We start from the raw sequence: 24,001 nt of genomic DNA on the forward strand, positions 1-24,001 counted from the left end.
GTGATCCGTGAGCACCGACACGAGTGAACCGCGCCGGTCCGTGGCAGGTCACCCGGGGTACCACTCCGCCCGCACCGCCCGCAGGGGAAATTTTTTGTCCTGCGACTGATTACGGTATATGTATGTTATTGACCGGAACAGTGGTCGCAGACACGAACACGGTACTCCAAGACGGAGCGGTTGTCGTCTCGGGGTCACGGATCGAGGCGGTGGGCGAACGATCCGAGATCGTGCCACAATATGCCGACCACGAACACCAATCCTACGACGTCCTGCTACCGGGACTCGTCGGCGGACACATCCACTCCGTTCAGAGCCTTGGGCGGGGAATTGCCGACGATACCGAACTACTGGACTGGCTGTTCGACTACATCCTCCCTATGGAGGCCACACTTTCGGCCAGAGAGATGGAGATCGCGGCAAAACTGGGATATCTAGAGATGATCGAAAGCGGGACGACAACCTGTGTGGATCACCTCTCGGTCGCCCACGCGGAGGAGGCTTTCGATGCTGCAGGTGAGATCGGTATCCGTGGCGTCCTCGGCAAGGTGATGATGGATCAGCGCTCGCCCGACGATCTCCTTGAGGATACACAGGAGGCCCTTGACGAATCCGAGCGGCTCATTCAGGAGTACCACGGCTCGTTCGATGACCGCATTCGGTACGCCGTGACACCTCGATTCGCGGTTTCCTGTACCGAAGAGTGCCTCCGCGGCGCTCGCGAACTGGCCGACGCGTACGACGGGGTCCGTATCCACACCCACGCCAGTGAGAACCGAAACGAAATCGAGACCGTGAAAAATGATACCGGGATGCGAAACATCCACTGGCTCGACGAGGTCGGGCTCACCGGCGAGGATGTCGTGTTGGCCCACTGTGTGTGGACTGACGAAAGCGAGCGCGAGGTACTCGCCGAAACGGGGACGCACGTCACGCACTGTCCGTCTTCGAATATGAAACTCGCCAGCGGCATCGCTCCGATATGGGACTATCTCGACCGCGGCATCAACGTCGCCCTCGGCAACGACGGTCCTCCATGTAACAACACGCTCGACGCGTTCACGGAGATGCGTCAGGCCAGCCTCCTCCAGAAGGTTGATCGGCTGGATCCGACCTCGACCCCGGCGAGCGAGATATTCGAGATGGCGACGATCAACGGTGCGAAAGCCGCCGGGTTCGATGAACTTGGCGCGATTCGGGAGGGATGGCGAGCTGATATCATTGGTCTCAGTACGGATCTCACGCGGGCGACGCCACTGCACGATGTGCTCTCGCATCTGGTGTTCGCCGCTCACGGCGACGACGTTCAGTTCACGATGGTAGACGGTACTGTCCTGCAGGATGACGGAGTAGTGACCGCCATCGACGCCGAGTCAGTCCGTCGGGAAGCATCGGAGATAGGCCTCGATATGGACCTAGAGGAGGCGCGTGAGTCCGCTCGGAAACAGAAACCCTGAGTCAGCGCGCATGGCGCGCGCCCTCCATCACCTCAGGGACGAACACGCAGTTCATATGTCCCTACAGCCCTGTTTCAGAGTGATCTGGGCCGCTGGCAGTAATCATGTGGCCCCACATTTATTTAAGTCTGGTAGATAACGGGTTCATGGATGACAGACACTAGCAAGAACCGGTCACGCCTAGCGTCGTTCTTCGAGTTCGAAAAACATGACACCGATGTGAAAACGGAACTCGTCGCCGGGCTCACGACGTTCCTGACGATGTCGTACATCATCGTCGTGAACCCCGCCATCCTGTCTGCGGCGATCTCCATCGAGGGGTATTCCGACGGCCAAGTGTTCCAGATGCTCGCTATCACGACGATTCTGGCCGCCGCCGTCGGTACCACCGTAATGGCGCTGTACGCGAACCTGCCGTTCGGGCTCGCACCCGGGATGGGGTTGAACGCGTACTTCGCATTCACCGTCGTAATCGCGCTCGGGATTCCGTGGCAGACCGCACTGGCCGCGGTGTTCGTCGAGGGTCTCATCTTCATCGCGATGTCGTCGGTCGGTGCGAGACGATACATCATTGAATTCTTCCCCGAACCAGTGAAGTTCGCTATCGGTGCCGGTATCGGCCTGTTCCTGCTATTGCTGGGCCTTATCGAGACCAACATCGCCGTTGCGGACGACGCAACGCTCGTTTCGCTCGGCAACGTCGCGTCCGACCCGGTCGCCCTACTCGCACTCGCCGGGATCGGGTTCACAGTTTTCTTCTACGCCAAGGGGGTCACCGGCTCGATAATCCTCGGCATCCTGACGACGGCGGCCGCCGGATGGGGACTGACCTTCGCCGGTGTTGTCGACGGTGGTATCCTCACGCCAGAGAGCGTTCCTCCGATCCAGTACGACATCACACCGCTGGTCGGGGCGTTCCTCGACGGCTTCCAGAACATCGAGCCGATTTCCTTCGTCATAGTCGTGTTCACGTTCTTTTTCGTCGATTTCTTCGACACCGCCGGCACGCTGATCGGGGTCTCGCAGTTCGGCGACTTTCTCGACGAGGACGGGAATCTCCCCAACATGGAACGGCCGTTGATGGCTGATGCCATCGCAACCACCTTCGGTGCGATCATCGGTACGACAACGGTGACAACCTACGTCGAGAGCTCTACCGGCGTCGAAGAGGGCGGTCGGACCGGGCTCACTGCCCTCGTGGTCGCGCTGTTGTTCGTCGTGTCACTCGTCGCCGTCCCGGTGGTCGCCGCGATCCCAACGTACGCGTCATATATCGGGCTCATCCTCGTCGGCCTCATCATGCTTCAGGGGGTCACCGACATCCAGTGGGACACGGTTGATTGGCTCATCCCGGCCGGTCTAACCATCATCATGATGCCGTTGACGGCCTCGATCGCGAACGGGATCGCCGCGGGGATCATCAGCTATCCCATCGTCAAGACTGCACGGGGCGACTACCGTTCTATCCACGTGGGGCAATGGATACTGGCGGCGGCGTTTGTCCTCTACTTCTACGTCACCACCGGCGGTGTAATGAGCTGACACGCGGCCTCCGCCCAGCGTTTGATCGTCGACATCTCGGAATTACAGACCGCTTTTTCCGGTTGAGTACACATCTTTGGCTCTCGATGCGCTGTACTGGGAAACTCCGTCGGATGTCTCCCATCTCTGATGAGGGGATTTTTTGCTCACGGCGCTGCATCTCCGATACGAGTTCGAATGTCTTCAGAGGAGCGTATCGAAATCCCTTGGTCGTCTGCCGCCTTCCAGACGGTGATCGCCTGTTCGCTCATCGGCGTCATGGGAGTCCCGCTCATCAGTCCCATCCTGCCCGAACTCCGTGGGGTGTTCGGCATCTCCGACACGCAGGCCGGGCTCATTATTACGGCTTACACCCTCCCGGGCGTACTTCTCACGCCGTTTATCGGATTTCTCTCGGATCACTTCGGCCGGCGACCCGTCGTCTTACCGCTCCTGTTCCTTTTCGGCCTGACCGGCGCAGCCATCGGCTTCGCTCCGCCTTTCGAGATCGTGTTACTCCTCCGACTTCTACAGGGAGTCGGCGCGAGTGGGCTGATGGTTCTCGCGATCACCCTTATCGGTGATTTCTACGACGACGAACAGCGTCACGCGGTCATCGGCGTCAACGGCAGCGCGATCGGCATCGGCGCAGCGACGTATCCGCTGATCGGTGGTGCACTCGCGTCGATCGGATGGAACGTCCCGTTCGCGTTCTTCGGCGTCAGCCTCGTCGTTGGCGTCGTCGCGCTGTTTTCGCTGACGGAGCCGTCGATCGATTCGCCGCCGTCGTTTCGCACGTACGCCGATCGGCTCACCGCTGCAGCACTCATGCCACAGGCCCTCGGGCTCTGGGTCGCCGCCTTTTTCACATTTTTTCTCTTCTACGGAGGCGTTCTCACGACCGTCTCCTTGCTGTTTAGCGACGTGTATGGCCTCGCTGCCGGGGAGATCGGGGTACTGTTCAGTATGGTCTCGATAGCCAACGCCACGATGGCATCACAGTACGGACGGGTGTCACAGCTCCTCCCGGCAAAACAACTGGTTGCACTCGGATTCGTCGGCTTCGGGGTCAGCCTGCTCGGCGTCTGGGCCGCCGGGACACCGATCGCAATCGGCGCGATGCTCGTCTGTTTCGGTCTCGGATTCGGGGTCGTGATGCCGTCGCTCGACACCACGACCGCCGGACTCGTCTCGGGCCAGCTTCGGGCGAGCATGCTTGGCGTGTTGACGAGCATGCTCTGGCTGGGACAGACCGTGGGTCCCATCGTGTTCACCAGTGTCGCCCAGAACGCGTTTGGTGATGCCGTCGCAGGCTACCGATTCCTGTTGGTATTCTGGGGAGCAAGCGCGGTCGTCGGCGGTTTGAGCGTGTTCGCCTACTTGACGCTCACGGCTAGAGCGGCGACTCACCACGCCGAGACGTCGTGAGGGGGCACCCGCGGCCAGCGAGTCGCGTGTGGGTGTTCGTGTTCCGGTCCGTCTCGGCTAAGCCGAACCACTTTTTGTCCGTGGTGACAGTCACTCAGTATGCGTTACGTTAGCACGGTATTCGAACGGAGCGCTGTCACGTGTGCTGAACGGTGTCCGAGTCGTGGGGCCGATGACTGACGCGGTCGACACCCTCGTCCGCGGCACAGTGGTAAATGTCAACACAGGATCGCTTGAAGACGGTGCCGTCGCCATCGACGACGGTGAAATCGTCGCGCTCGCGGAGCGTCCGGCCGAGCGCACTCTCGACGCCGGCTACGTCGCCCCCGGACTCATCGACGCCCACATGCACGTCGAGTCGAGCATGGTGACGCTGCCGGAGTACGGCAACGCGGTCCTGCCCCGGGGCGTGACAACCGTCATTCACGATCCGCACGAGATAGCGAACGTGCTGGGAGAGCCCGGCGTTCGCGCTGTCGTCGAGGACGCGGCGTACACGCCGCTGAAGGCCCGGTTTACCGTCCCTTCGAGCGTTCCGGCCTCTTCGCTGCAAGACGCCGGTGCGACGCTCTCCGCGGCGGCCGTGGACTCGCTGCTCGACCTCAATCCCGTCGTCGCCCTGGGCGAGGTGATGGATATCCCGGGACTGCTCGCGGGCGACGAGGAGGTACACGCGAAAATAGCGTCGGCACGGGAGCGCGGCCTCACGGTCGACGGTCACATGCCCGGCGTCGACGGCGCGGCTCTCCACGAAGCCGCCCGGTATCTCGACACAGACCACGAGAGCATCACGCTCAGCGAAGCGCGAACGCGAGCGGACCTCGGGATTCGGGTCTATCTGCGCGAGGGCTCTTCGAGCAAAAACCTCGCCGATCTCCTCCCGCTGACTGACGCGGTCGACGCTCGGCGGCTCTCGCTCTGTACCGACGACAGGGAAGTCGTCGACATCGTCGACCACGGTGGCGTCGACTTCGCGGTCCGAAAGGCGATTGACAAGGGTGCAGACCCCGTCGAGGTCGTCCAGATGGCGACGCTCAACACCGCCGAGAGCTACGACCTGCCCTTCGGACGGATCGCGCCCGGAGCGCCCGCCGACCTCGTGTTGCTCGACGATCTGGAGTCGTGGGACGTTTCCCACGTGATGGTCGACGGCGAACTGGACCCCGCAGCGTCGGAGCGGACCGGGGTCACGAATCTGGCGACGGACACCGTCCAGTTCGACCCTGTCGCGGGGACGGACCTCGTAATCGAGGCCCCCGCCGACGCCGCGGAGACGGCCTCCGTCCGCGTCATCGACGCTGTCGGCGGGCTACAGACCGAACCCATGGACGCCACCGTTCCAATCGACTCGGGCGTGCTGGTCCCCCCCGAGGACGAGGGCATCGCTTCGCTGGCCGTCATCGAGCGTCACGGTCGCGGCGGCGGTATCGGACGGGGATTCGTCCACGGTCTCGGCCTGCACCGCGGCGCTATCGGCTCCACCGTCGCCCACGACGCCCACAACTGCGTGGTCGCCGGCGCGGACCCCGACGCGATGGCCATTGTGGCAAACCACCTCCGTGATATTGACGGCGGTATCGCTGCTTTCGACCCGGCTACTGACCAGACTGTCTCGCTCGCGCTACCGGTCGCGGGGCTTATGTCCGACGCCCCGATCGAAACGGTGTACGAGGAGTACGAGCGGGTCGAGGCGTTCGCGACCGACCTCGGCCTCGTCGACAGCGGTCTCATGGAGCTGTCCTTCCTCGCGCTGGAGGTCATTCCGACCTACCGCCTGACGAACAACGGGTTGGTCGACGTACCGTCGGGCGAATACGTCGACGTGCTCCGGTCCTGATTAAGATCTCGATGGCGATCCGTTTGGGGCCGTCGGTGCTTTCGTGTCACTGCCGCCGTGTCCGCTCTCCGACGAGGCCGTGCGTGTACCGGCAGCGCCCTCGGCGTCGACGATGTATACAGAGCTCCGAGAGCGGCGAACCGCCTCAGTCGTCGTCCAGTGCGGCCGCGATCTTCTCCGGGGTGATCGGCATGTCGCCGATCCTGACTCCAACGGCGCGACGGACGGCGTTGCTTAGCGCCGGCGGGACCCCGTTGACCGGAATCTCGGCGACCGACTTCGCGCCGAAGGGGCCAGTCGGCTCGTGGGTTTCGACGATGAGGGAGGTCAGCGGAGGCTGATCGGCCGTGGTTGGCATGTCGTAGTCGCGGAACCCAAGCGTCTGCGGCTGGCCGTCCTCGTCGAATGTGATACCGTCTCCGGTCGCCAGCTCATAGCTCATGTGCATCGCGCCCTCGATCTGCCCTTCGACGAGGGCAGGGTTGAGCGCCACGCCGCAGTCGACGGCGTACACCATATCGTGGATCTCGAACTCCCCGGTCTCCTCGTTTACCGTCACGTCGACGAACTGCGCGCCGAACGGTGGCGGCGATTCTTCGGTGCAGTGGCTCGCGTCACCCATAACTTGGGCGCGCACCTCGTCACCGTACATCGACTCGTACCCGATCTCTTCGAGCGAGACCGACTCGCCGGTGATCTCCGAGATGACAGCGCCGTCGTCGACGGTGAACGCCGACTCGGGTTCGCCAAGCATCCGCGAGGCGAACTCAAACAGCATTCCGCGAGCCTCCTCGGCGGCTTTCTTGACCGCCTGCCCGGTGATGTACGTCGTCGACGAGGCGTAAGCCCCGTGGTCGAATGGAGAGATATCCGTGTCCGACGGCTGTACGAGCACGTCTTCCGGGGGTACGCTCAGCACCTCCGCCGCGATTTGCGCCATCACGGTATCGGCTCCCGGTCCGATGTCGACGGCACCGGTCTGGAGGATGAACGAGGCGTCCTCGTTCATTTTGATATGCGCTGCGCCTAGTTCCTCGCCGGGGACGCCGCTGCCTTGGATTGTCAACGCCATGCCGCAGGCCCGGTGGAGATGGTCCGGTTCGGGTTGGTCGACATCGTCCCAGCCGATCGCCGCGCGCCCCTCAGCGATACACTCGTCCAGCCCACACGAGCGGATGCGTCGGCCGTACTCCTTGTCTTTGAGGATGCCGGAGGCCACCTCTAGGTCGCCCTCCGAGATCACGTTCCGCGAACGGAGATCGATTGGGTCGATATCGAGTTCGCGGGCGATCTCGTCCATGTGACCCTCGACGGCGAGGTGACCTTGCGGGGCACCGTAGCCACGGAAAGCACCTGCGATAGGCAGATTCGTGTGGACGGCGGTCATCTCGTAGCGGATGTTCGGTGTGTGCGTGTACAGGGGTAACGGCTTTTTGCCGACGGCGCTGGCAACGGTCATTCCGTGGGGACCGTACGCGCCAGAGTTCGTGACGGCTTCCATATCTATGGCTTCGAGTTCGCCGTCATCGGCCACGACGCTCCGTAGTTCGACGCGGGCAGGGCGGCGGTTGCGGAGTGCATGGAACTGTTCACGCCGCGTCGTCTCGACTTTTACCGGCCGGTCAGCGGCATCCGTGAGCGCCATCGTTAGCGGCTCGGTAATCATTCCTTGTTTCGAGCCAAATCCGGCCCCGATACGCGGCTTCGACACCTGAATATCTCGAATCGGCACGTCGAAGAGGTGGGAGAGCTGTCGGCGCGTATGGTACGGCACCTGCGTGCTGGAGATTAAGTGATACCGGTTGTCTTCGTCACGGTGGGCAATCGTGGTGTGGGGTTCGGGCACGCAGTGGGACTGGTACGGTGTCTCCCACTCAGTCTCGATCACCGTCAAATCCTCGCTCTCCTCTGCCTTTGAGAAGGCGGCGTCCACGTCACCGATTTCGCCCGACATCTGCGCCTCGATGTTCCGCTCGTAATCCGCGCCCGGCTGGAGGTTCTCCACGTCGTCGGCGCTGTGGAGTTGGGGCGCGTCAGGCTCCATCGCTTCGGCGGTATCAAAGACCGCGTCGTACTCGTCGTACGTGACGTCGAGTTTCCGTGCGGCCTTGCTTGCGGTGTCCTTGTCTTCGGCGACGACGGCGGCGATGGGGTCACCGACGAAGCGGACCGTCCGCCGGAGTACCCGGAGGTCCCACGGGGACGGCTCGGGATAGGACTGCCCGGCAGAGGTGTAGGGTTTCTCAGGAACTTCGGGGGAGTCAGGCGTGACGACGGCGTAGACGTCGTCCATCGCCTCCGCTGCACTCGTGTCGATGTCCGTCACGACGCCGTGTGCGATGTCCGATCGAACGACCTCGGCCTCAGCCAGGTCCGGGAACTCCCGGGCGTAGTCGGCAGTGTACTTCGCCTCACCGGTCACGATCTTTTTTGCGTCGTCCTTCTCCTCACTGTGTGAAACCGTTCGGCGCTCATTCGGTGCCTTCCGGTTATTCGGCGCCTCGTCCCAGTGGATCGGGTTGGATTCCGCTATTTTTTCAGTGTCGGTTGTCTTGTCTTCCGAATCTGGATCGTCAGTTCTGCTCATTTGTCGCTCCCTCCTTCGAGACAATCACAACCGTGACATGTGGCGTCGGTGGAAACACGGCCGCCGTCGGCCGCTACGTCTGCTTCGCCGGACATCCGGGTCGACGCGTCTTGGACCGCATCGATGATCTTTTCGTAGCCCGTACACCGACAGAGGTTCTCCGAGAGGGCGTCACGGATGTCAGCCTCGTCGGGATCTGGGTTCTCTTCCAGTAACGCCTTCGAACGCATGATCATGCCCGGAATACAGAACCCACACTGGAGTGCGGAGTTATCGACGAACGCCGACTGTACCGGTCCCAGATCGTCTTGCGTTCCCAGGTTCTCGATAGTCTCGACCTCTGTGCCGGCGAGTTGGCTCACCGGTCGGATACAGGACTTGACTGGATCGCCGTCGACGATCACCGTACAGAACCCGCAGTTCCCGGTGTCACAGCCCCGTTTCGCACCCGTATATCCGTTGTCTCGAAGGACATCGAGCAGTGTGTCAGAGCGTGCGATCTCAAACGTTACGTCGTCGCCGTTCAGTGTAATATCTATTTCCATATGGATCACTGTTGATCGTTATCCCGAGAGCAGTAAACATCCTCGGGCGAGATGCCGGGCTACAAACGCCCGTGATGGGGTGTCCGGGCGACGGGTCGAGTATTGATTCCCAATGCCCGGAATGCTAACTTGTCACAGAGAATAATACTTAAAATTTTTCATCGGGTACCTCGATTTCGGGTAGACGTGACCTATCCCCCTACGACGAGTACTTTTCTCGACAGGCCGTAGCCGACTCGATTCGAATTCGCCAGGGCTCTGCGGTCTCTTCGCACCGACCGTCATCACTCCGGTGGCTCCGATTCGAACTGCACGAGGGTTGGTACTGCAGGTGCGGCGTTAGACGCTTGGGGGTCGTGGACATTTATTACACGACGGATTCAATCCGCTACTCATGGGACTCGTACAACCACGCCGACGAAGTGACGGAATGCCGACGTGTAACAGTGACCCTGCTGACTGCTGGGCGAGTAAGGGTAGGCGAGGAGAATGACAGACGTACTGGTTACCAACGGAACGGTCGTCACGCAGAACGGGAGCCGTGAAATCATCGACAACGGTGCCGTCGCCGTTGAGGATGACAAGATATCAGCGGTCGGTCCTGCCGAGCGTCTCGAAGACGAGACGAGTCCGGACCGGATCATCGACGCCGAGGGCGGGGCGGTAATTCCCGGATTGGTAAACGCACATACCCACGTCTCCGATATCTTCCTCCGCGGAGCATTCGAAGGCGATCGAGGGTTGTACGATTGGCTGTTCAACGTGAAACAGCCTGCCCTCGCAGTGATGGACGCCGATGAGCACGCTCTCGCGGCGCGACTGTATTGCGTCGAAGCCATCCAGTCGGGAACGACCACGTTCGTCGAGAACGCAACGGCCCTCGACTGGACCGATCTCAAGCCGACACGACGGAAACTCGACGTCTACGACCAGCTCGGAATTCGAAACGTCTACGGCGCTGGACTCAGGGACCGCTCCCCGGACGAGGATTTCAGACGTCTGTTCGAGGAGATTACAGGCTCCGGGGGTGGATCCGTTCATCCGGGACCCGACGCACTCATTGTCGAAACCGAGGATGGGTTGGCGGATGTCGAATCACTCATTGAGGCGTATCACGAGCCTGAGGAGCGACAGTCGGTCTGGCCGGCCCCAGCGACGCTCGCGACTACAACGTCAGATATGCTCCGGGGAGCGTACCGGCTCGCCGAAGAATACGATGTGATGACGACAGCCCACGTCGCGGAGGCAGAAGCGGAGGTGAGAGAGCGAGGGGCGATATCGAGTATCGAATATCTTCGCAATGTCGGCTATTTAGGCGAGCGCGCACTGCTCGGCCACTGTGTCCAGACGAACGATCGAGACGTCCGCCTGCTCGCGAAGTCGAATACGCCGGTCGTACACAATTATCGGGCGAACATGCAGCTTGCGACCGGTTTCGCGCCCATTGTCGATATGCTCGGCCGCGGCGTCACCGTCTGCCTCGGGACCGACAACACGATTCTGAACGACACGGTTAATCCCCTTTCCGACGCTCGAGCCGTTGCGACTGCACACAAGGGGTACCATCGCGATTCCGGAGTCGTCCCCGCAGGGACAGCGTTTGATATGGTGACGCGGGACGCTGCTCAGGCCATTGGACGCGGTGATGAACTCGGATCACTCGAACCCGGCACGCAGGCCGACCTTGTGGTGATCGACCTCGATCGACCGCATCTCACGCCAACTCCGGATCCAATACACACCCTCGTCTACGGCCTCCAAGGGGGAGAGGTCGAGACGGTCCTCTGTGCCGGCGAGGTTGTAATGGATAATCGAGAGCTGCTCACGCTGAAAGAACCTCTCTCCGAACTTCTTTCAACGGCCGAACGTACGGCCGCCGACATCGTTCGACGGGCTAACATCGAATGAACGACTTCGACCGATAGCCCCCGGAGTGGAGATTGACCCGCGGTTGTACGTGAGTTCGTGAGGAACTCTAGCTTCGATATCGCATTCGACAGGCTTGGTGAGGTAAAGTCGACCGTCGCCGAGAACAGGCGAATTATGTTTAGAGTGCTCTGTTGAATCCACAGAAGACAGAGAGATAGCGTCGCTCTGAAGGTGGAAGCGAAGCGGAAGAGCCGAATGTGCCGAAACTACTCTTCCGCTTCGTTAAGCAAGCCGCGTCGCTGGCTCAAAAGCGCTGTGCCGCCAGTACAACGGCGGTGAGTGATCCGACTGGCAACGGATTTCCCGGGTGGAAGCATGTCACACTCCACTTTTTGCGGGTTCACATGGATGCGACGTACCGCGAGATCGTCGATTGGGCGAGTGAAATGGATCGTGTTCGTGGTCTGTTACAGCTCGCTCGAACGGCATTTCCCGCACCCTCAACGCTGTACCGGTCGTTTGAGAGGGTGCCCATGTCGGTGTGGCGCGGTTTCCTTCGGGAGTCTGCGACCATCTGCGATCCGGGCTCGCACGGAGCCATCGATGCCACCTATTTCGATCGAGAAACGGCATCGAGACACTACCAACACCACTCGGATCGCCACATACGCACGCTCAAAACGACGGCCATAGTCGATACAAACTCGTGTGCCATCCTCGATCTTCACTGCTCGGCACACTGGCCTCACGATACGCAAACTGGCCGTCGAGTCGCCCTGCGTAACACCGAGAGAATCGAGAGTCTCGCCGGCGACAAAGGCTATGACGACCAATCTCTCCGGGACGCCCTCCGTTCAGCGGGCGTCCGGCCGTTGCTGCGTCACCGATTGTTCGCTGCGTACGATCACGCGCACAACGCACGGTTGGACAGCGAATTATACGGCCAACGCTTGATGGCCGAGACCGCCTTTTCGGCCATCAAGCGTCGATTCGGCACCGCTGTCCACCCTCGCGCGTGGTACCGCGAGTTCCGCGAGTTCGTGTTGACCGCCACAGTCTACAACCTCGAACAGGCTCTCAAACAGTGATCCCCACGCCGTCATCGGATTCAATAAAGCAGACTCTTCTATAGCCGATTCCCCCACCATAGCTCCTGGAGATCAGTAGATCGCTGGGTCAAAGCCTTCGCAGCTCTCCACAATGTCATCATCTAACCTTGACACTCTCGTGGGTATGATTAGGAATTCTGGATGGTAACAGAGACACGATCGTGGATTGGTCCCTCCTCGTCTCGCAAACGACCGCCCGACCGGCCATTGTGAATCGCGAGTGTCTCGCTCACGATGCTGAGGGCAATTTGGACTGGTTCACCGCCCCCAAGGTCAAGTCCAACCGGTGTCGATACCCGTTCGAGCTGGTCCTCTGTGAACGTCGCCCCATCCTTGGCGAGTTCGTCTTGAATCTGTTCAAAACGCTTTCGGGGCCCCATAAGTCCAATATAAGGGATTTCGGATGACTCCAGAAGCGCCTCAAGGGCAAGGCGGTCGTCGAGAAAGTTATGCGACATCAGGACTGCGTAGGTCATCTCGTCGGCCAGTTTTGCGAGATCGGTGGGACGCGTCGCCACAACCTCATGGGCGTGGGGAAAGTCTTCGTCAGCCGCCATAGCGCCGCGGGCAGATGCGACCACAACTTCGAATCCAACCGTGCGACCGAGGCGAGAGACCGGTTGAACGTCGTTCTGGTTTCCAAACAGGAGCAGTTGAGGCGCCGGTTTGATGCTATCAACGAAGACCCTAACCTCGCCATTCCTTGATGAGACCTCGACCGTTGCGGACTTCCCCTCGGTACGGAATTTCTTGGTGACAGACACGATTTCGTCAACGACCACCTCTGGAAGCGATTCACGTTCACTGGAAGGTGTGGGGTTACCGTTCGCGTCGACGACCGTGCGATCTCCTATCGAGACCGTTGGGTCGGTGGATTCGACGGAGGTCAGGACTGTCATCGGTTCCCTATTTTCCAGCACCGAAAGCATGGGCTCCACCGAGTTGTCTACGGGTTCCAACAGGAGGTCGATGACCCCGTTACACCCCAACCCGAGCCCCCACTCATCGTCGTCCATCAGATCGAACGTCTCGATCTGAGGACGACCAGTATCTCTGATTGACACCGCCAAATCGACGACCGGCCCCTCAAGACAGCCAGCCGTCACCGCGCCGAGGCTTTCCTCGTCGGCAGGGACGAGCATTTTTGCGCCCGGGCGGCGATAGGCAGACCCCTCGACATCGGTAATGGTCACAAGTACTGCGGGTTTGTCGTTTCTCAAGCTACGTCGTAGCTCTCGGAAGAGTTCCGGTTCTGAGATGCTCCATGGATCTGGGTCGCTGGGATTACTCATAGTCGCATATTCGTGTGCTTGTTTATTTACTTGCTCCTTGAACCGGTACAGGATGGACCGCCTTACTTTCGTTAAGCGCTCGGGATGAGGAGAGTTCGCACTATAGTAGCCGGTAGAACTTTTTACTCAGAAAGTGACATTGTCTATAATGGAACACCTCAATGAGATCTCTGTCGAAGAACTCCAAGAGGCGCTTGACAATGTTGACGGAAACAAACCCACACAGCGGTTGTTAGCCGCGATCGCGTACAAAAATGATGTCGCGCAAACCGAACTTGCCGAGTGGTACGATACAGAACGAAAAACGATCTATAACTGGCTCAAGCGGCTCGATACGGACGACCCACTTGAACAGGCTGTTTCAGATGTTCACCGATCTGGACGAAAGCGAAAACTTTCAGAAAAACAGCAACAAGAGTTTGAGCAAACGGTCCACGAATCACCCCAAGAGATCGGCTTTGACGCGCCGGCGTGGACGCCGGCGCTCGTACAAGAATATCTTCAAGAAACGTACGGCGTTGAGTACTCAGTCCCGAGCTGTCGGCGGTTATTGAAAGAGGTTGGATTGAGTTATCAAAAACCACGTCGTTCAGCCGCTGAATCCGACGATGACGAGCAAGACGAGTTCTACGACGAGATTAAAAAAAGCGGCGGGAAATAGACGCCGCAGTAGTGTGTATCGATCAAACCAAGAAATCTGTCCAAGCTGAGCCGCGTGCCGCGTGGTTTCCGCGGGGCACGCGGCTTTCTGTTGAACTTTCAGGCCAATGAGACTGGACGTGTCTGCTGGGCGCGATCACCGAGGACGGTGATCGCTTCTTCTCTCGATTCACAGAGTACATCACCGCCGATCACGCGAAACATTTCATTTTGGCACTATGTGAAGAATTTGAAGATGATCTAATCATCGTTCTCGATGGAGCACCATACTTTCAGGCGTCGGCCGTCACGGACCTCGCGGCCCGTGACGACCTCGCATTTGTGACGCTCCCCTCGTACTCGTCGGAGTTGAACCCGGTCGAGGAATGCTGTAGACATCTTCAAACAACCCTTAGCAATCAGTTCTTCGACTCGCTCGACGAATTTACAGCAGCAATCGACACCGCTCTCCTTCAACTCTCGATACCAGACGTGAGTAATTACTTCTAGTATTTACTATAATGCTTCAGCGTAGCGTGCGATGTAGCGGAGCTGCTCAGGCGAGTACCCATTGAGGGTGTCGACCATCTCTGCCGAGAGGTCTGCCGGCGGGGTCGGTGACTCGTAGGACATCAGCGGTCGCCCCGTGTTAACCAACAGAGCGGGTATCGGCATAGATTTGTTGGTTAATCAGATATCGTCTCTTCACGGGTTGAAGAGTATGAATAGCAAACTATTCGGGAATAGAGCGCCCCATTAGATGTCGTCGGGACGGGGCGCGTTCTCGTACTTGACCATCTTCTCGGATTTATCGCTGATGGTGTCGTAGATCTGTTGGAGTGTCTCTTCAGCGGCGAGCAGGTTGTGCTCCTCCAGGAACTCCTGACCCTCTTCGGTGAGACCGTAGAACTTCCAGGGGTAGCCCTGTCGGCGCTGGTCGTCGTCCAGGGCGACCTCCTTCACGATGCCCTCATCGATCAACTTCTGGATGTGCTTGTCGACGGTCGCATCGCTCACACTGGGATTGAGCTCCTCGAGTTCGTACATCGATGGGAGCTGTTGGGGGTGAGCAAGAATATCGCTGTTGACATCCTCCTCCGCGTGAACGCGGAGGAATCCCGAGGTTGGGATATTAGGGTTTGGAGTCTCCCACCTCTCGTTGCGGTTGGAATCCACAGGAGAGGTCGTACAGGTAGACTCCGGGCTGTGCCAACCAGCCGGTACTCCTATCCCCGGACAACTGCCCGGTAGACTCGGAGTTACTTTCCTCGTTGATGTCCAGACGGATGTTTTCCGCCCCGTTCACGTCCGCGTTGAACGCCGCATCACACGACTCGCAGACGTACAACCCGCGTTCGACACGCTGGCTGTCGTCTTCTCTTCCACAAACGCAACACGTTTTACTCGTGTCACGTTCGGACACTTCCATGACCTCGATGCCCTCAACTTTCGCTTTGTACTCGAGGATCGACGTGAAGCGGTCGAACGCCCACCCGTGTAGGTCGAGGTTTCCGTGCCGACCCCAGTTCTTCGACTTGCCGTTCTCGTCCTCGCGGACGCCTTCCAAGTCCCCGACATTGATGCGACCCACACTACGCTCGATACATTTCTCCACGATGTGTTTGGCGAGACTGTGGAAGAAGTGGGTGCGGCGTTCCGACCATTTGTGATGAAGTCGCGTGGCCCTGTCGCCACTGCTGTCGTCACAGTTGGCGATTTCTTTCGGGAAGTAGTACCCGTCCTGTTTCAGGCGGTTGCCGGGATAGAGGTCGGCGTCTTCGGTGCTGTAGGCGACAGCGGCGAAGTTGCTGATACCGAGATCAATGCCCGCAGTCTCGGTTCCGGGAGCGGCGGGCGTCTCGATTTCGTCCTTGCAGACGAGGTGTAACTCCCATCGCTCCTTTGTTTGGTCGTAGACAGCACGAACCTGTTGCAGGTTCTCAACCTCGACGCCGGGGCGTGTCTCGTATTCGACAAGGATGTACTCCCACGCTTTCGGATGTTCTTTGTGGCTCGCTCCCTTGGAGAGGCGGACACGGTTGTTCTTAGTGTCGTGTCGGATGCCGTTCTGTTTCCACGTCACCGTACTGCGTGGGTGTTCTTCGTGGACGCGACGACCCTGTTGGTCGTAGTAGTTTTGTTTGCGGTAGCCGGGCGGATTGTCTCGTTCGTCATCACTGGAGTACCACGAGTTGAAGGCTTCAGCGAGTTCCTCCAGAACCCGCTGACTGGACTGACTGTGCAGTCCCTTGTACTTGTCGTGACCTTTCAACTCGTTTTTCAACTCCTCGTGGTCGGGAATCTCCCCGGTCTCCTCCCAGACTTGGCGGGAGTGGTAGTTGGCGACGTTCCAGAGTTTGCTGGCACTCCACCCGTGTCGGTCAAGCGAGCCCTCTACCTGACTGTAATTGAGGATTTTCGCTCGATGGGTTCGGTGGACTTCCAGCATTCTGAACGCCTGTATAATTGCTTATAATCGCTTCTCTTCTAAAGAATGGGATTGAGAACGGTGGAATATCCAGTCCTGTCGAAGTCAGTAGAACGTGTCACGGAGTGACGGCGCGTATCCACGGCCTGAAGGCCGTGGTATTGCGCCAATTCAGCGTATAATTCACTGGTCCTCACGCTCTTCCCACTCCGGACGTGGTGTCGGGGACGGGAGTTCGTCAACCTCAGTTCGAAGTTCGTCCTCTGTCGTCCACGGGAAGCATCGTTCGTGGAGTTCGAATTTACGGAATTTGTTGAGATGGACCCAACTGTACGTTGTCGGCTCTTCGTCCTCATCTGCCCGCTCGTCGATCACATCCCACACCTCCTGTTCGTCGATGTCGAGACCGCTCTCTTGGGCGCGATCGACGAGCGACTCGACGTTTGCTTTGACTTCATCCGTCGACAAATCCTCTGTGAACGCTATCTCAAGGGCGGCCTGAATGACGTGCTGTGGCGAGTCAAGGTTCTCGTCAGTCACCCACGCGTAATCACGTGGGAACACGTACGACTTGTCGAAATACGGCGGGTCATCGATCTCGCCCAATTCAGGCGCCTCCCCACCACTCTCCTTCTCGAAGACCCCAACGATGTAGTCGCTGTACGTCGCGAGCAACGAAAACATGATATCGAACGTATTGAGGCGGTCAGTCGAAAGTTCGAGGAGATCACCCATGATGAACGGATAGGCACCGAGCTGCTTCGTGAGTTCGTTCTGGACGGCGCGAAGCCGGCGGATATAGGGGTCGCGATAGCTCCCCAAAATAAAATACGATGTCCGCTGACTCCAGAGATACGGCAATTCACGCTGGGTGAACCGCCAGATTTCCCGTTTCTCTGCAGGCTCAAGTTCGATGCCCCCGACGGCCTCGTGAACAACGGTCATAATATCCCCAGCGTCCGGCGGCGGGCTTGGGTCGGTCATTAGCTGTTGATTCAAACCACATCACCTTATCCTTTCTGAACCACTTTGATTTTTTCTGATTTAACTAACTTGGACGACCCTAACTGTTATAGCGTCCTACACCGTACTGCCACGTATGAGCGAAACCGACGCTGGCCCGGCCGATGGAGGGCCGTTCGCGGAACAGCAGCGGCTATTCAAGCTGCTGTCCCAAGATACGCGCCACCTTATCATCCAGGAGCTGCTGGGCCATCCCGCCCATCTGATGTCGCTCGCCGAACTCGAGTATATGACCGGGAAGAGCCAGGCGGCCATCAAAGACCAGTTGGAGACGTTGATCGACGCCGGGCTCCTCGCACGCTACACGTACGATCCAAGCGAGGGAAAGCGTGATCTCCCCTCTCAGTTCTACGGGTTCACAGAGCGGGGGGTCGAGGTCCTCCACGACTACAAGTATCTCCGTGGCCTTCCGGTCGCACGTGCCCTCTACGAGAACACGCGTAAGACCGAGAAAATCGAGCGCCACGAATCGGCCCCACGTCCGGAGCTTCCGGATGCTGTCGCGGCAGCCCTCGAGTTCGACGAGCCCGTTCTCGACACAGTCGATGGTGGCACAAACTCGTAGTTCGTTGTCGAACAGCACGGTTCTCGACGCTGCAGAGACGGGACGTCGACTTCGTACCTTGGTCAGCGTATCCGGGGCGGAACCTCCAGCCTTGAGGAGTGGGCGAAACGAACGAGTAGGCCAGAGAGCAAGTCGACAACTCCACCACATTTGACGGACTGTTGCCGTTCTCTCTCCCAGTATTTATAAACTATCAGACACATATCTGACATATGGAGGTGCGGCGGACCGTCCAAATCAAACTCAACGTAGATAGTGATGACGCCGCACTTCTCCGTGAAACCGTCGATGAATTTCAATGGGCCGCCAACTACGTCGTTGATCACGCTTGGCAGGGCGAATACAAAACAACGAGCAAGGCCCAGTTACAGGAGGAAACCTACGGCGACGTGCGTGACCAGACGCGATTACACGCCAATCTCGTCCAGAACGCTCGCAACAAGGCCGCCGACGCCATACAGAGCGTCGTCGCCCGTTGGAAGCAAGGCGAGTATGCGGGGAAACCGCACTTCTCGACCCCGACTATCGTTTACGACAAGCGATGCGCGACCTTCCACGACGAGTACGTCTCGCTGGCAACTGTTGACGGGTGTATCGAAATCGAGTACATCCTGCCAGACGGCGGCCGCGAGCGAGAGCAACTCGTCGGCAGTCAGCGACTCGTCCGCGGGGCCGTCCCGCACGAACACGTCCGTCAGCTGTGTTTCGCCCCGCGTGAGCGTGCCCGTCTTGTCGAATGCGACCGCGTCGATGTTCGCGGCCGTCTCGACGTGTTCGCCACCTTTGAATAGAACGCCCTGCCGGCCACCGGAGGCGATTGCTGATAACACCGCCGCCGGCGTAGAGATGATGACGGCACACGGCGACGCGGCGAACATCAGGGTTATCGCACGATTGAACGTGCTGGTAAACTCGTTCCCGATCAGGAGCGGTATCGGGATTGCCGCGTTCGTCAGCACTCACACTCGCCAGATACCCCGTGTCGTCGATCACCCGGGACAGCAGGCGGTTCCACGGGAGGACCTCATCTTCGGACGGCGTCGCACAGCCGCTGAGGGTCCGCCGCGTTGTGAGGAGGTCGAACGTGACGCTGGAGGTGAAAATGACTAAGTTGATGACGACCGCCTTCGACATCGAAACAACGTGGTTCGAGACCGATGACGAACTCACTAAGAGTTCGTGAACACTGTCACCTCTGATTGTACGCTCAATTTCGAGCTCTTTTGAGAGAACATCTTGGGGTCCATGAGAGAGCAACTTCTCCACCGGACCCATTCTGTATTCCGGCGATAATTTTCACCGTATCACCCTTATGTAGGTCTAATTCATACGTCTGATCTCGTTGTGTCGTGTCATCGACACGGACATCATCAGAGCCTCTTTTCAATGCCGAACAACTCCCCGGGGGCAGATGCTACAGTCACGCTTGTTGCAGACAGATATGCTCTCCCGTCCATGTATGCGGTTTGAACGGGAGAGCATAAAATAGATGTTTAGAAAATACGGATAGTTTAGTTACTTACACAGATGCGTTCTGTTTCTGCATCTGTAGTGTATTGGAGTTGTGTTCGAATAGAGAGTTACAGTCCTCTACCTGTCTTGGTTAAGCGGTTCGCGGTGGAGTACCTCGCTCTCATTGAAGACGACAATGGCCATCTCAGGCTCCGAGTCGATCGTAACGCTAGTCTCGTCGCCGGCGGTCACCTCGTCGGCGTCGGAATCCCAAGAGCGCAATCCGTCGGTCGCGGGTTCCACGACCACGTCAACCTGGTCAGCGTCTAGCGCGTCACCGCCGGCGTGCGTGAACGTCACGACGCCCCCGTCGCCATCCTCAGCCGGTTCATACACGACCTCGAACGTCGCCTGCGGGGAGATCACGTACTCGGTTACGGTTCGGGTCTCCTCGCCAGCAGTCCACTCGACAGTGATCGTTGTGCCGGCGGACAGATCACCAAGCGACAGCGTCTCCCCACCGGTCAGTCGGTCCGTCTCATCGGCGGGCTGGTCTGTTGTGGGCTCACCATCGATCAGAACCTGGAAGACATCGGCGTTGCGACGAACCTCGCCGACGTAGCGGAGCGTCGTCCCCGACGCTTCGTTGTCGCCCCCGTCTCCTTCGTCAACGACGAATCCGCGGCGGGGTGCCGCCGAGAAGTGAGCGACGGAGCTGGTCGCCGACCCCTTCTCAAACTCGGTGTGGACGCTGACGACAACGGTGTCGTCGAGCCCGACGTCGTCGACCGTGATCGTGTCTCCCGTCGTTAGTTTGTCGTGCTCGGACGCAAACGCCGACTCCTGATCGTCTTCTCGTCCCTGGAAGTCACCAGCACTGTTCACCGACACGCGCAGTCGTTCGGGGTCGGCAGGCTGTTCGCCGACGTACTCGATCGTCATCGCCTCGGAGTCAATATCGTAGGTCGCCGCGAGTGCGTCGCGTGCCGTGGTTGTGCCGCCAATATGGTGTTCGCGGTCGCCGCCGGTCCACACGAGTCGGACCCGCAGGAGTGGGGGTACTGGAGCAGTGAATGAGTCATCCGGACCAAACTCGTCGAGTTTGTCCGCGGGCTGGACATCGGCCGGGGTGCGACCGACCTGGAGCGCTAACTCTGACGCTGGAAGCGCCCGACCGCCTCGGTGTTGGACCGTAATCTCGCCGGCGTCCGGGTCGTATTCGATCGATGCGCGCGTGTTCGGAACGACCTCATGTTCGGCAATGACAACCGGTTCGTCTGGCTCCTGCCACTCGACTGCGACTGTACTTCTCAGGGGAAGTTCGCCGAGAACCATCTCCTCGTCGCCCGAGAGTGTATCGTGTTCGTCAGCAAACTGCGTGTCAGCTGTCTCTCCGTCGACCAGCGTCACGAACGCGTCAGCAGGGCGAGACTCCTCTCCGTCGTACCTGACTGTGGTCCCGTCTTCGGCATGTGAGTGGATCCAAACACGCGGGGGGCGGGCACGGTAATGGATGAGCGACCTGCCACCCATCGGTTTCTCAACGTCGAACTCTAGCTGTACACTGTCGCCAATCGACACGTCCGTGACGGTGACTGTATCGCCAGGTTCGAGGGTTCCGTCGGTGAATTCCTCGCCGACTGTTTGGACGCCTCCCTCGCCGCGGTGGACCAGCTGAAGGCTACTTGCGTCGGCGGGGCGCTCGGCCTCGTAGCTGAGTTTCAACGTTTCGGCATTCATCTCGTACTCGACGTCGAACGCCTCGCGGTCGACCTGTTCGCGAGCGTACGTGTCGTAGACATTCGCGTCCGGGTCGAACCACCGCAGCATCACGGTTGCGATCAGTCCAGTCTCGACAGCGATCTCATCGCCGGCCGTGAATTCCTCGCCGTCGAAGACCGTGTCGCTCACCTCATCGCCGTCGTGCCACACTTCCAGCTCGTCGGCCGGCACCGCCTCGCCTTCAACATGCTCGAACGTCACGGTGCCGGCAGCGCGGTCGTATTGCGACCGGATGTGGGCATCCGGTGACGCCTCACGGTCAAATTCCGGCGGGGCCTCGACGACGGTGTCGACGAGTACGAGTCCGTCGGTTCGGGTGATGTCCATCTCGACCGGGACGGCGGGGTCGACGGTACGCACGAGTCGCTCGATGGTCTCGTCGTCGAGCCCGTCGGCGTCATCAGCCGGGCGGATCACATACGCGTTCTCCGCCGTTCCGTCGAGGTCTCTGAGCTCGTCAGGATCGGTCTCGAAGCCGGCGGCGAACGCGTCTACGTCCTCGGGGACCGCGGGCGGAAACGGACCATCGGCAGCGTCCGGAATCAAAAGCACCGTCTCGAATCCACCAAGTCGAGGGAGGGCGGCCGCGCCCAGCGGCGATTCCGCAAGGCGATCGACATCGTCGGCGGCCGCACGGCCGGCGGCGCGAGCGACTTCGATCCGCCGATCGCTCCTGTCCTCTTCCGCCGAGTCCGAACGACTGCGAGGACTTGGCGAATCCCCACTGCCGGTCGCAGTGGCCGCCACGCCGTCACCGGTGAGGAACGCGGTCTCACCGTCATCGGCGAGTCGCCAGTCGGCAGGGAGTTCGTCCGTCGTCTCGGCCTCCGCGGGGACCTCGTCGTCCGACTCACCGCCGGTATCACCGCCTCCCTCGCCGACCGCAATCGTCTCACCGCGGTCGAGTCGGTCGAAGCCGCCAGCTGCCGTCACCAGCTGGAACCCACGTTCGGCCGAAGTGACCGCGACCGTCGCAGACAACTCGTCGGCGTCAATGTCGAGCCGCTCAGTCGCGGAACGGGCGCGGTGGCTCAGTTCCTCTGCCGCGTCGGCGTCGATGCGCTCCGCAATGACTATCGCGTACGTCGTCGACAGCGCGTCGCCCGCCGGAACAGGGAGGAAGGCGTCGGCGAATGGTGCCGAAATATCGATGTCAAGGGCGGTCGGTGTCCCGGCCGGTCGGCCAGAAACGTTCACGTCGGTTTCAGAGGTGAGAACACCTGTCAGCGCTGCGAGCGTCAGGGCGCTTCCTCCGAGGAAGCCCCGACGGGAGGGTCGTACCATACGCAGAGATACCGACACCGCACATAAAAACGGCCGATAATACAAATCGTTATTGTAGTCTTCAAGCATCGGCTGCTCCCGTTATGCCATCGCTGACCGCCAGCTTCGCTATTTGCGTGTGAGACTGATCGCTCAGTACAGATAGTTCAACGAATAGCATTTTTATGCAGCATTGTATCTGGAGGATAATAGCTCACCAGAGCTGAATAGTTGTAATGAGAGATGTTCGAATGACAGGAGATAGCAGTTCCAACCACGTTGCCAGTCAACCGGTTGTTGTTCAGGAGGTACCCATCAGAACGAGATACCAGACAATATCGACTCAGAGCTGTATTCGGCAGAATGCCACATCAACTCGTTCCACGAATTCAAAATTGTGCCTGGAGGCGAGCTTGTTGAAGCACTCCGCAACAACGGATACACGGTAGATTTCAGAGACCGATAATGACAATGAGCGTCAACTGAGCGGGCGTTCGGAGTAGTTCTCGCGCAGAGACGTTGGTGTACTCTCGCCGTCCGAGATACCCGATCATGAACTCGGCACCGTGTGCGAACACCAACGCGCCAATTCCGAGTAGAAGGTTGATAGACAGCACTATTGAGCGATCAACTGACAGCCAGTACAACGCGCTTGGTGGGACGACTGAGAGCGCCCATGTGCCAAGCATTGAGAGTCCAAACGGGACGTTTCGCGGATAGATCGGCGGCCATCCGGGTCGAGGACACCACCCGCCTCGTTTCTCGCGGAGTTCGTGTAACGGTTCGATCTGACCGACAACGTCGGGGGAGTCACGCTCATCAAAGAGTATTTTTCTGACTCCCAACAGCACCGTGCTGAACGCTTCAATCCAATATATAATGAGGAGTGCCCAGGGGCCCCATCCCAAAACAATAACCCCGATAAGCGGCACGAGATTTGCACCGATGAGGACGAGGCTTTCGAGCGAGCGGAGTGGCGAGGTGGAGGGCGATGCGTGCATACTTCGGTACGGGTATTGACCGATTGAGTCGACTCTTGAATATATAAGATGGTTCGTACATCACCGATGGCAAAGTTTCTGACGCGACAGCACCGAATTAGAGAAGAGAGTGTGTACACTGCGCTCTTGAGACAGCGAAACAGGGACGATTCCGTACCGATACCCCCTCAGAGTGAGAATATCGCTCTTATTTCGGGCATTTT

15 protein-coding genes and 5 pseudogenes are annotated in these 24,001 nt (G+C 59.4%); 11 read left to right on the forward strand and 9 right to left on the reverse strand.

Going from position 1 to position 24,001, the window contains the following annotated elements; translation table 11 throughout:
- Window positions 1-122 precede the first annotated feature (122 nt).
- The 4 genes from DJ75_RS10410 to DJ75_RS10425 all read left to right on the forward strand — a co-directional run bounded on the left by DJ75_RS10410 (window position 123) and on the right by DJ75_RS10425 (window position 6,243).
- A complete protein-coding gene (locus DJ75_RS10410; RefSeq protein ID WP_094524400.1) occupies window positions 123-1,457 on the forward strand; it encodes a 5'-deoxyadenosine deaminase in 1,335 nt (444 codons plus the stop codon).
- Window positions 1,458-1,607: 150 nt separating this feature from the next.
- Window positions 1,608-2,999, forward strand: a complete 1,392-nt coding sequence (locus DJ75_RS10415) for an NCS2 family permease (protein ID WP_094524401.1) — start codon at window positions 1,608-1,610, stop codon at window positions 2,997-2,999.
- 177 nt (window positions 3,000-3,176) lie between these two features.
- Window positions 3,177-4,406: an MFS transporter gene (locus DJ75_RS10420; RefSeq protein ID WP_094524402.1), complete on the forward strand. Its 1,230-nt coding sequence runs from the start codon at window positions 3,177-3,179 to the stop codon at window positions 4,404-4,406.
- A 172-nt stretch (window positions 4,407-4,578) separates the two neighbouring features.
- On the forward strand, window positions 4,579-6,243 hold the full coding sequence (locus DJ75_RS10425) for an adenine deaminase (RefSeq protein ID WP_094524517.1): 1,665 nt from the start codon (window positions 4,579-4,581) through the stop codon (window positions 6,241-6,243).
- 145 nt (window positions 6,244-6,388) lie between these two features.
- Here DJ75_RS10425 and DJ75_RS10430 read toward each other — a convergent pair whose 3' ends face one another.
- Window positions 6,389-8,830: a xanthine dehydrogenase family protein molybdopterin-binding subunit gene (locus DJ75_RS10430; protein WP_094524403.1), complete on the reverse strand. Its 2,442-nt coding sequence runs from the start codon at window positions 8,828-8,830 to the stop codon at window positions 6,389-6,391.
- Entirely contained in the window at window positions 8,827-9,375 is a 549-nt protein-coding gene (locus tag DJ75_RS10435) for a (2Fe-2S)-binding protein (RefSeq protein WP_170938354.1), read from the reverse strand. The genes DJ75_RS10430 and DJ75_RS10435 overlap by 4 nt, the downstream gene beginning before the upstream one ends.
- Window positions 9,376-9,864: 489 nt before the next feature.
- Here DJ75_RS10435 and DJ75_RS10440 point away from each other — a divergent pair, with 489 nt between their 5' ends.
- Window positions 9,865-11,283 (forward strand): amidohydrolase family protein, encoded by a 1,419-nt coding sequence (locus DJ75_RS10440; RefSeq protein WP_094524404.1) that lies wholly within the window; start codon window positions 9,865-9,867, stop codon window positions 11,281-11,283.
- Window positions 11,284-11,501: 218 nt separating this feature from the next.
- Complete coding sequence (locus DJ75_RS10445; RefSeq protein WP_094524405.1) at window positions 11,502-12,332, forward strand: IS5 family transposase; 831 nt, start codon at window positions 11,502-11,504, stop codon at window positions 12,330-12,332.
- 149 nt (window positions 12,333-12,481) lie between these two features.
- On the opposite strand, the gene DJ75_RS10450 is transcribed toward DJ75_RS10445, so the two are convergent.
- Window positions 12,482-13,645 carry an XdhC family protein gene (locus DJ75_RS10450; RefSeq protein ID WP_094524406.1) on the reverse strand — a complete coding sequence of 388 codons (1,164 nt, stop codon included), beginning with the start codon at window positions 13,643-13,645 and terminating at the stop codon, window positions 12,482-12,484.
- A gap of 148 nt (window positions 13,646-13,793) precedes the next feature.
- On the opposite strand from DJ75_RS10450, the pseudogene DJ75_RS10455 reads away from it, so the two are divergent.
- Window positions 13,794-14,794 (forward strand): annotated as a pseudogene (locus DJ75_RS10455) (IS630 family transposase).
- A gap of 246 nt (window positions 14,795-15,040) precedes the next feature.
- On the opposite strand, the pseudogene DJ75_RS10460 reads toward DJ75_RS10455, so the two are convergent.
- From DJ75_RS10460 to DJ75_RS10470, 3 genes and pseudogenes are all read right to left on the reverse strand, one after another.
- Window positions 15,041-15,367 (reverse strand): annotated as a pseudogene (locus tag DJ75_RS10460) (PadR family transcriptional regulator); the annotation flags it as partial.
- Between the two features lie 49 nt (window positions 15,368-15,416).
- Complete coding sequence (locus DJ75_RS10465; RefSeq protein WP_094524407.1) at window positions 15,417-16,733, reverse strand: RNA-guided endonuclease TnpB family protein; 1,317 nt, start codon at window positions 16,731-16,733, stop codon at window positions 15,417-15,419.
- Window positions 16,734-16,895: 162 nt separating this feature from the next.
- Window positions 16,896-17,696, reverse strand: a complete 801-nt coding sequence (locus DJ75_RS10470) for a hypothetical protein (protein WP_094524408.1) — start codon at window positions 17,694-17,696, stop codon at window positions 16,896-16,898.
- Window positions 17,697-17,811: 115 nt separating this feature from the next.
- On the opposite strand from DJ75_RS10470, the gene DJ75_RS10475 reads away from it, so the two are divergent.
- Both DJ75_RS10475 and DJ75_RS10480 read left to right on the forward strand, forming a co-directional pair.
- Window positions 17,812-18,300, forward strand: a complete 489-nt coding sequence (locus DJ75_RS10475) for a winged helix-turn-helix domain-containing protein (RefSeq protein ID WP_094524409.1) — start codon at window positions 17,812-17,814, stop codon at window positions 18,298-18,300.
- Window positions 18,301-18,512: 212 nt separating this feature from the next.
- Window positions 18,513-18,932: pseudogene (locus DJ75_RS10480) on the forward strand (RNA-guided endonuclease TnpB family protein); the annotation flags it as partial.
- On the opposite strand, the pseudogene DJ75_RS19405 reads toward DJ75_RS10480, so the two are convergent.
- Window positions 18,918-19,256 (reverse strand): annotated as a pseudogene (locus tag DJ75_RS19405) (heavy metal translocating P-type ATPase); the annotation flags it as partial. The pseudogenes DJ75_RS10480 and DJ75_RS19405 overlap by 15 nt on opposite strands.
- Before the next feature lie 23 nt (window positions 19,257-19,279).
- On the opposite strand from DJ75_RS19405, the gene DJ75_RS10490 reads away from it, so the two are divergent.
- Window positions 19,280-19,483: a hypothetical protein gene (locus tag DJ75_RS10490; RefSeq protein WP_094524410.1), complete on the forward strand. Its 204-nt coding sequence runs from the start codon at window positions 19,280-19,282 to the stop codon at window positions 19,481-19,483.
- A 407-nt stretch (window positions 19,484-19,890) separates the two neighbouring features.
- Here DJ75_RS10490 and DJ75_RS10495 read toward each other — a convergent pair whose 3' ends face one another.
- Window positions 19,891-22,611, reverse strand: coding sequence for a type IV pilin N-terminal domain-containing protein (locus DJ75_RS10495; protein ID WP_094524519.1), 2,721 nt, complete (start codon window positions 22,609-22,611; stop codon window positions 19,891-19,893).
- Window positions 22,612-23,048: 437 nt separating this feature from the next.
- On the opposite strand from DJ75_RS10495, the pseudogene DJ75_RS19120 reads away from it, so the two are divergent.
- Window positions 23,049-23,263: pseudogene (locus DJ75_RS19120) on the forward strand (hypothetical protein).
- Here the strand turns inward: DJ75_RS19120 and DJ75_RS18240 are convergent.
- A complete protein-coding gene (locus DJ75_RS18240) occupies window positions 23,250-23,798 on the reverse strand; it encodes a DUF6498-containing protein (RefSeq protein WP_141212011.1) in 549 nt (182 codons plus the stop codon). The pseudogene DJ75_RS19120 and the gene DJ75_RS18240 sit on opposite strands and share 14 nt — an antisense overlap.
- Window positions 23,799-24,001: the final 203 nt, after the last annotated feature.

The sequence above is a fragment of the Halorubrum sp. Eb13 genome (assembly GCF_002252895.1).
Taxonomy (GTDB): Archaea; Halobacteriota; Halobacteria; order Halobacteriales; family Haloferacaceae; genus Halorubrum.

What these genes read in the sequence shown, in the direction of transcription:
- DJ75_RS10410 (WP_094524400.1), top strand. Translation starts at nt 123, where the DNA reads ATGTTATTGACCGGAACAGTGGTCGCAGACACGAACACGGTACTCCAA.
- DJ75_RS10415 (WP_094524401.1), top strand. Translation starts at nt 1,608, where the DNA reads ATGACAGACACTAGCAAGAACCGGTCACGCCTAGCGTCGTTCTTCGAG.
- DJ75_RS10420 (WP_094524402.1), top strand. Translation starts at nt 3,177, where the DNA reads ATGTCTTCAGAGGAGCGTATCGAAATCCCTTGGTCGTCTGCCGCCTTC.
- DJ75_RS10425 (WP_094524517.1), top strand. Translation starts at nt 4,579, where the DNA reads ATGACTGACGCGGTCGACACCCTCGTCCGCGGCACAGTGGTAAATGTC.
- DJ75_RS10430 (WP_094524403.1), bottom strand. Translation starts at nt 8,830, where the DNA reads ATGAGCAGAACTGACGATCCAGATTCGGAAGACAAGACAACCGACACT.
- DJ75_RS10435 (WP_170938354.1), bottom strand. Translation starts at nt 9,375, where the DNA reads ATGGAAATAGATATTACACTGAACGGCGACGACGTAACGTTTGAGATC.
- DJ75_RS10440 (WP_094524404.1), top strand. Translation starts at nt 9,865, where the DNA reads ATGACAGACGTACTGGTTACCAACGGAACGGTCGTCACGCAGAACGGG.
- DJ75_RS10450 (WP_094524406.1), bottom strand. Translation starts at nt 13,645, where the DNA reads ATGAGTAATCCCAGCGACCCAGATCCATGGAGCATCTCAGAACCGGAA.
- DJ75_RS10465 (WP_094524407.1), bottom strand. Translation starts at nt 16,733, where the DNA reads ATGCTGGAAGTCCACCGAACCCATCGAGCGAAAATCCTCAATTACAGT.
- DJ75_RS10470 (WP_094524408.1), bottom strand. Translation starts at nt 17,696, where the DNA reads ATGACCGACCCAAGCCCGCCGCCGGACGCTGGGGATATTATGACCGTT.
- DJ75_RS10475 (WP_094524409.1), top strand. Translation starts at nt 17,812, where the DNA reads ATGAGCGAAACCGACGCTGGCCCGGCCGATGGAGGGCCGTTCGCGGAA.
- DJ75_RS18240 (WP_141212011.1), bottom strand. Translation starts at nt 23,798, where the DNA reads ATGCACGCATCGCCCTCCACCTCGCCACTCCGCTCGCTCGAAAGCCTC.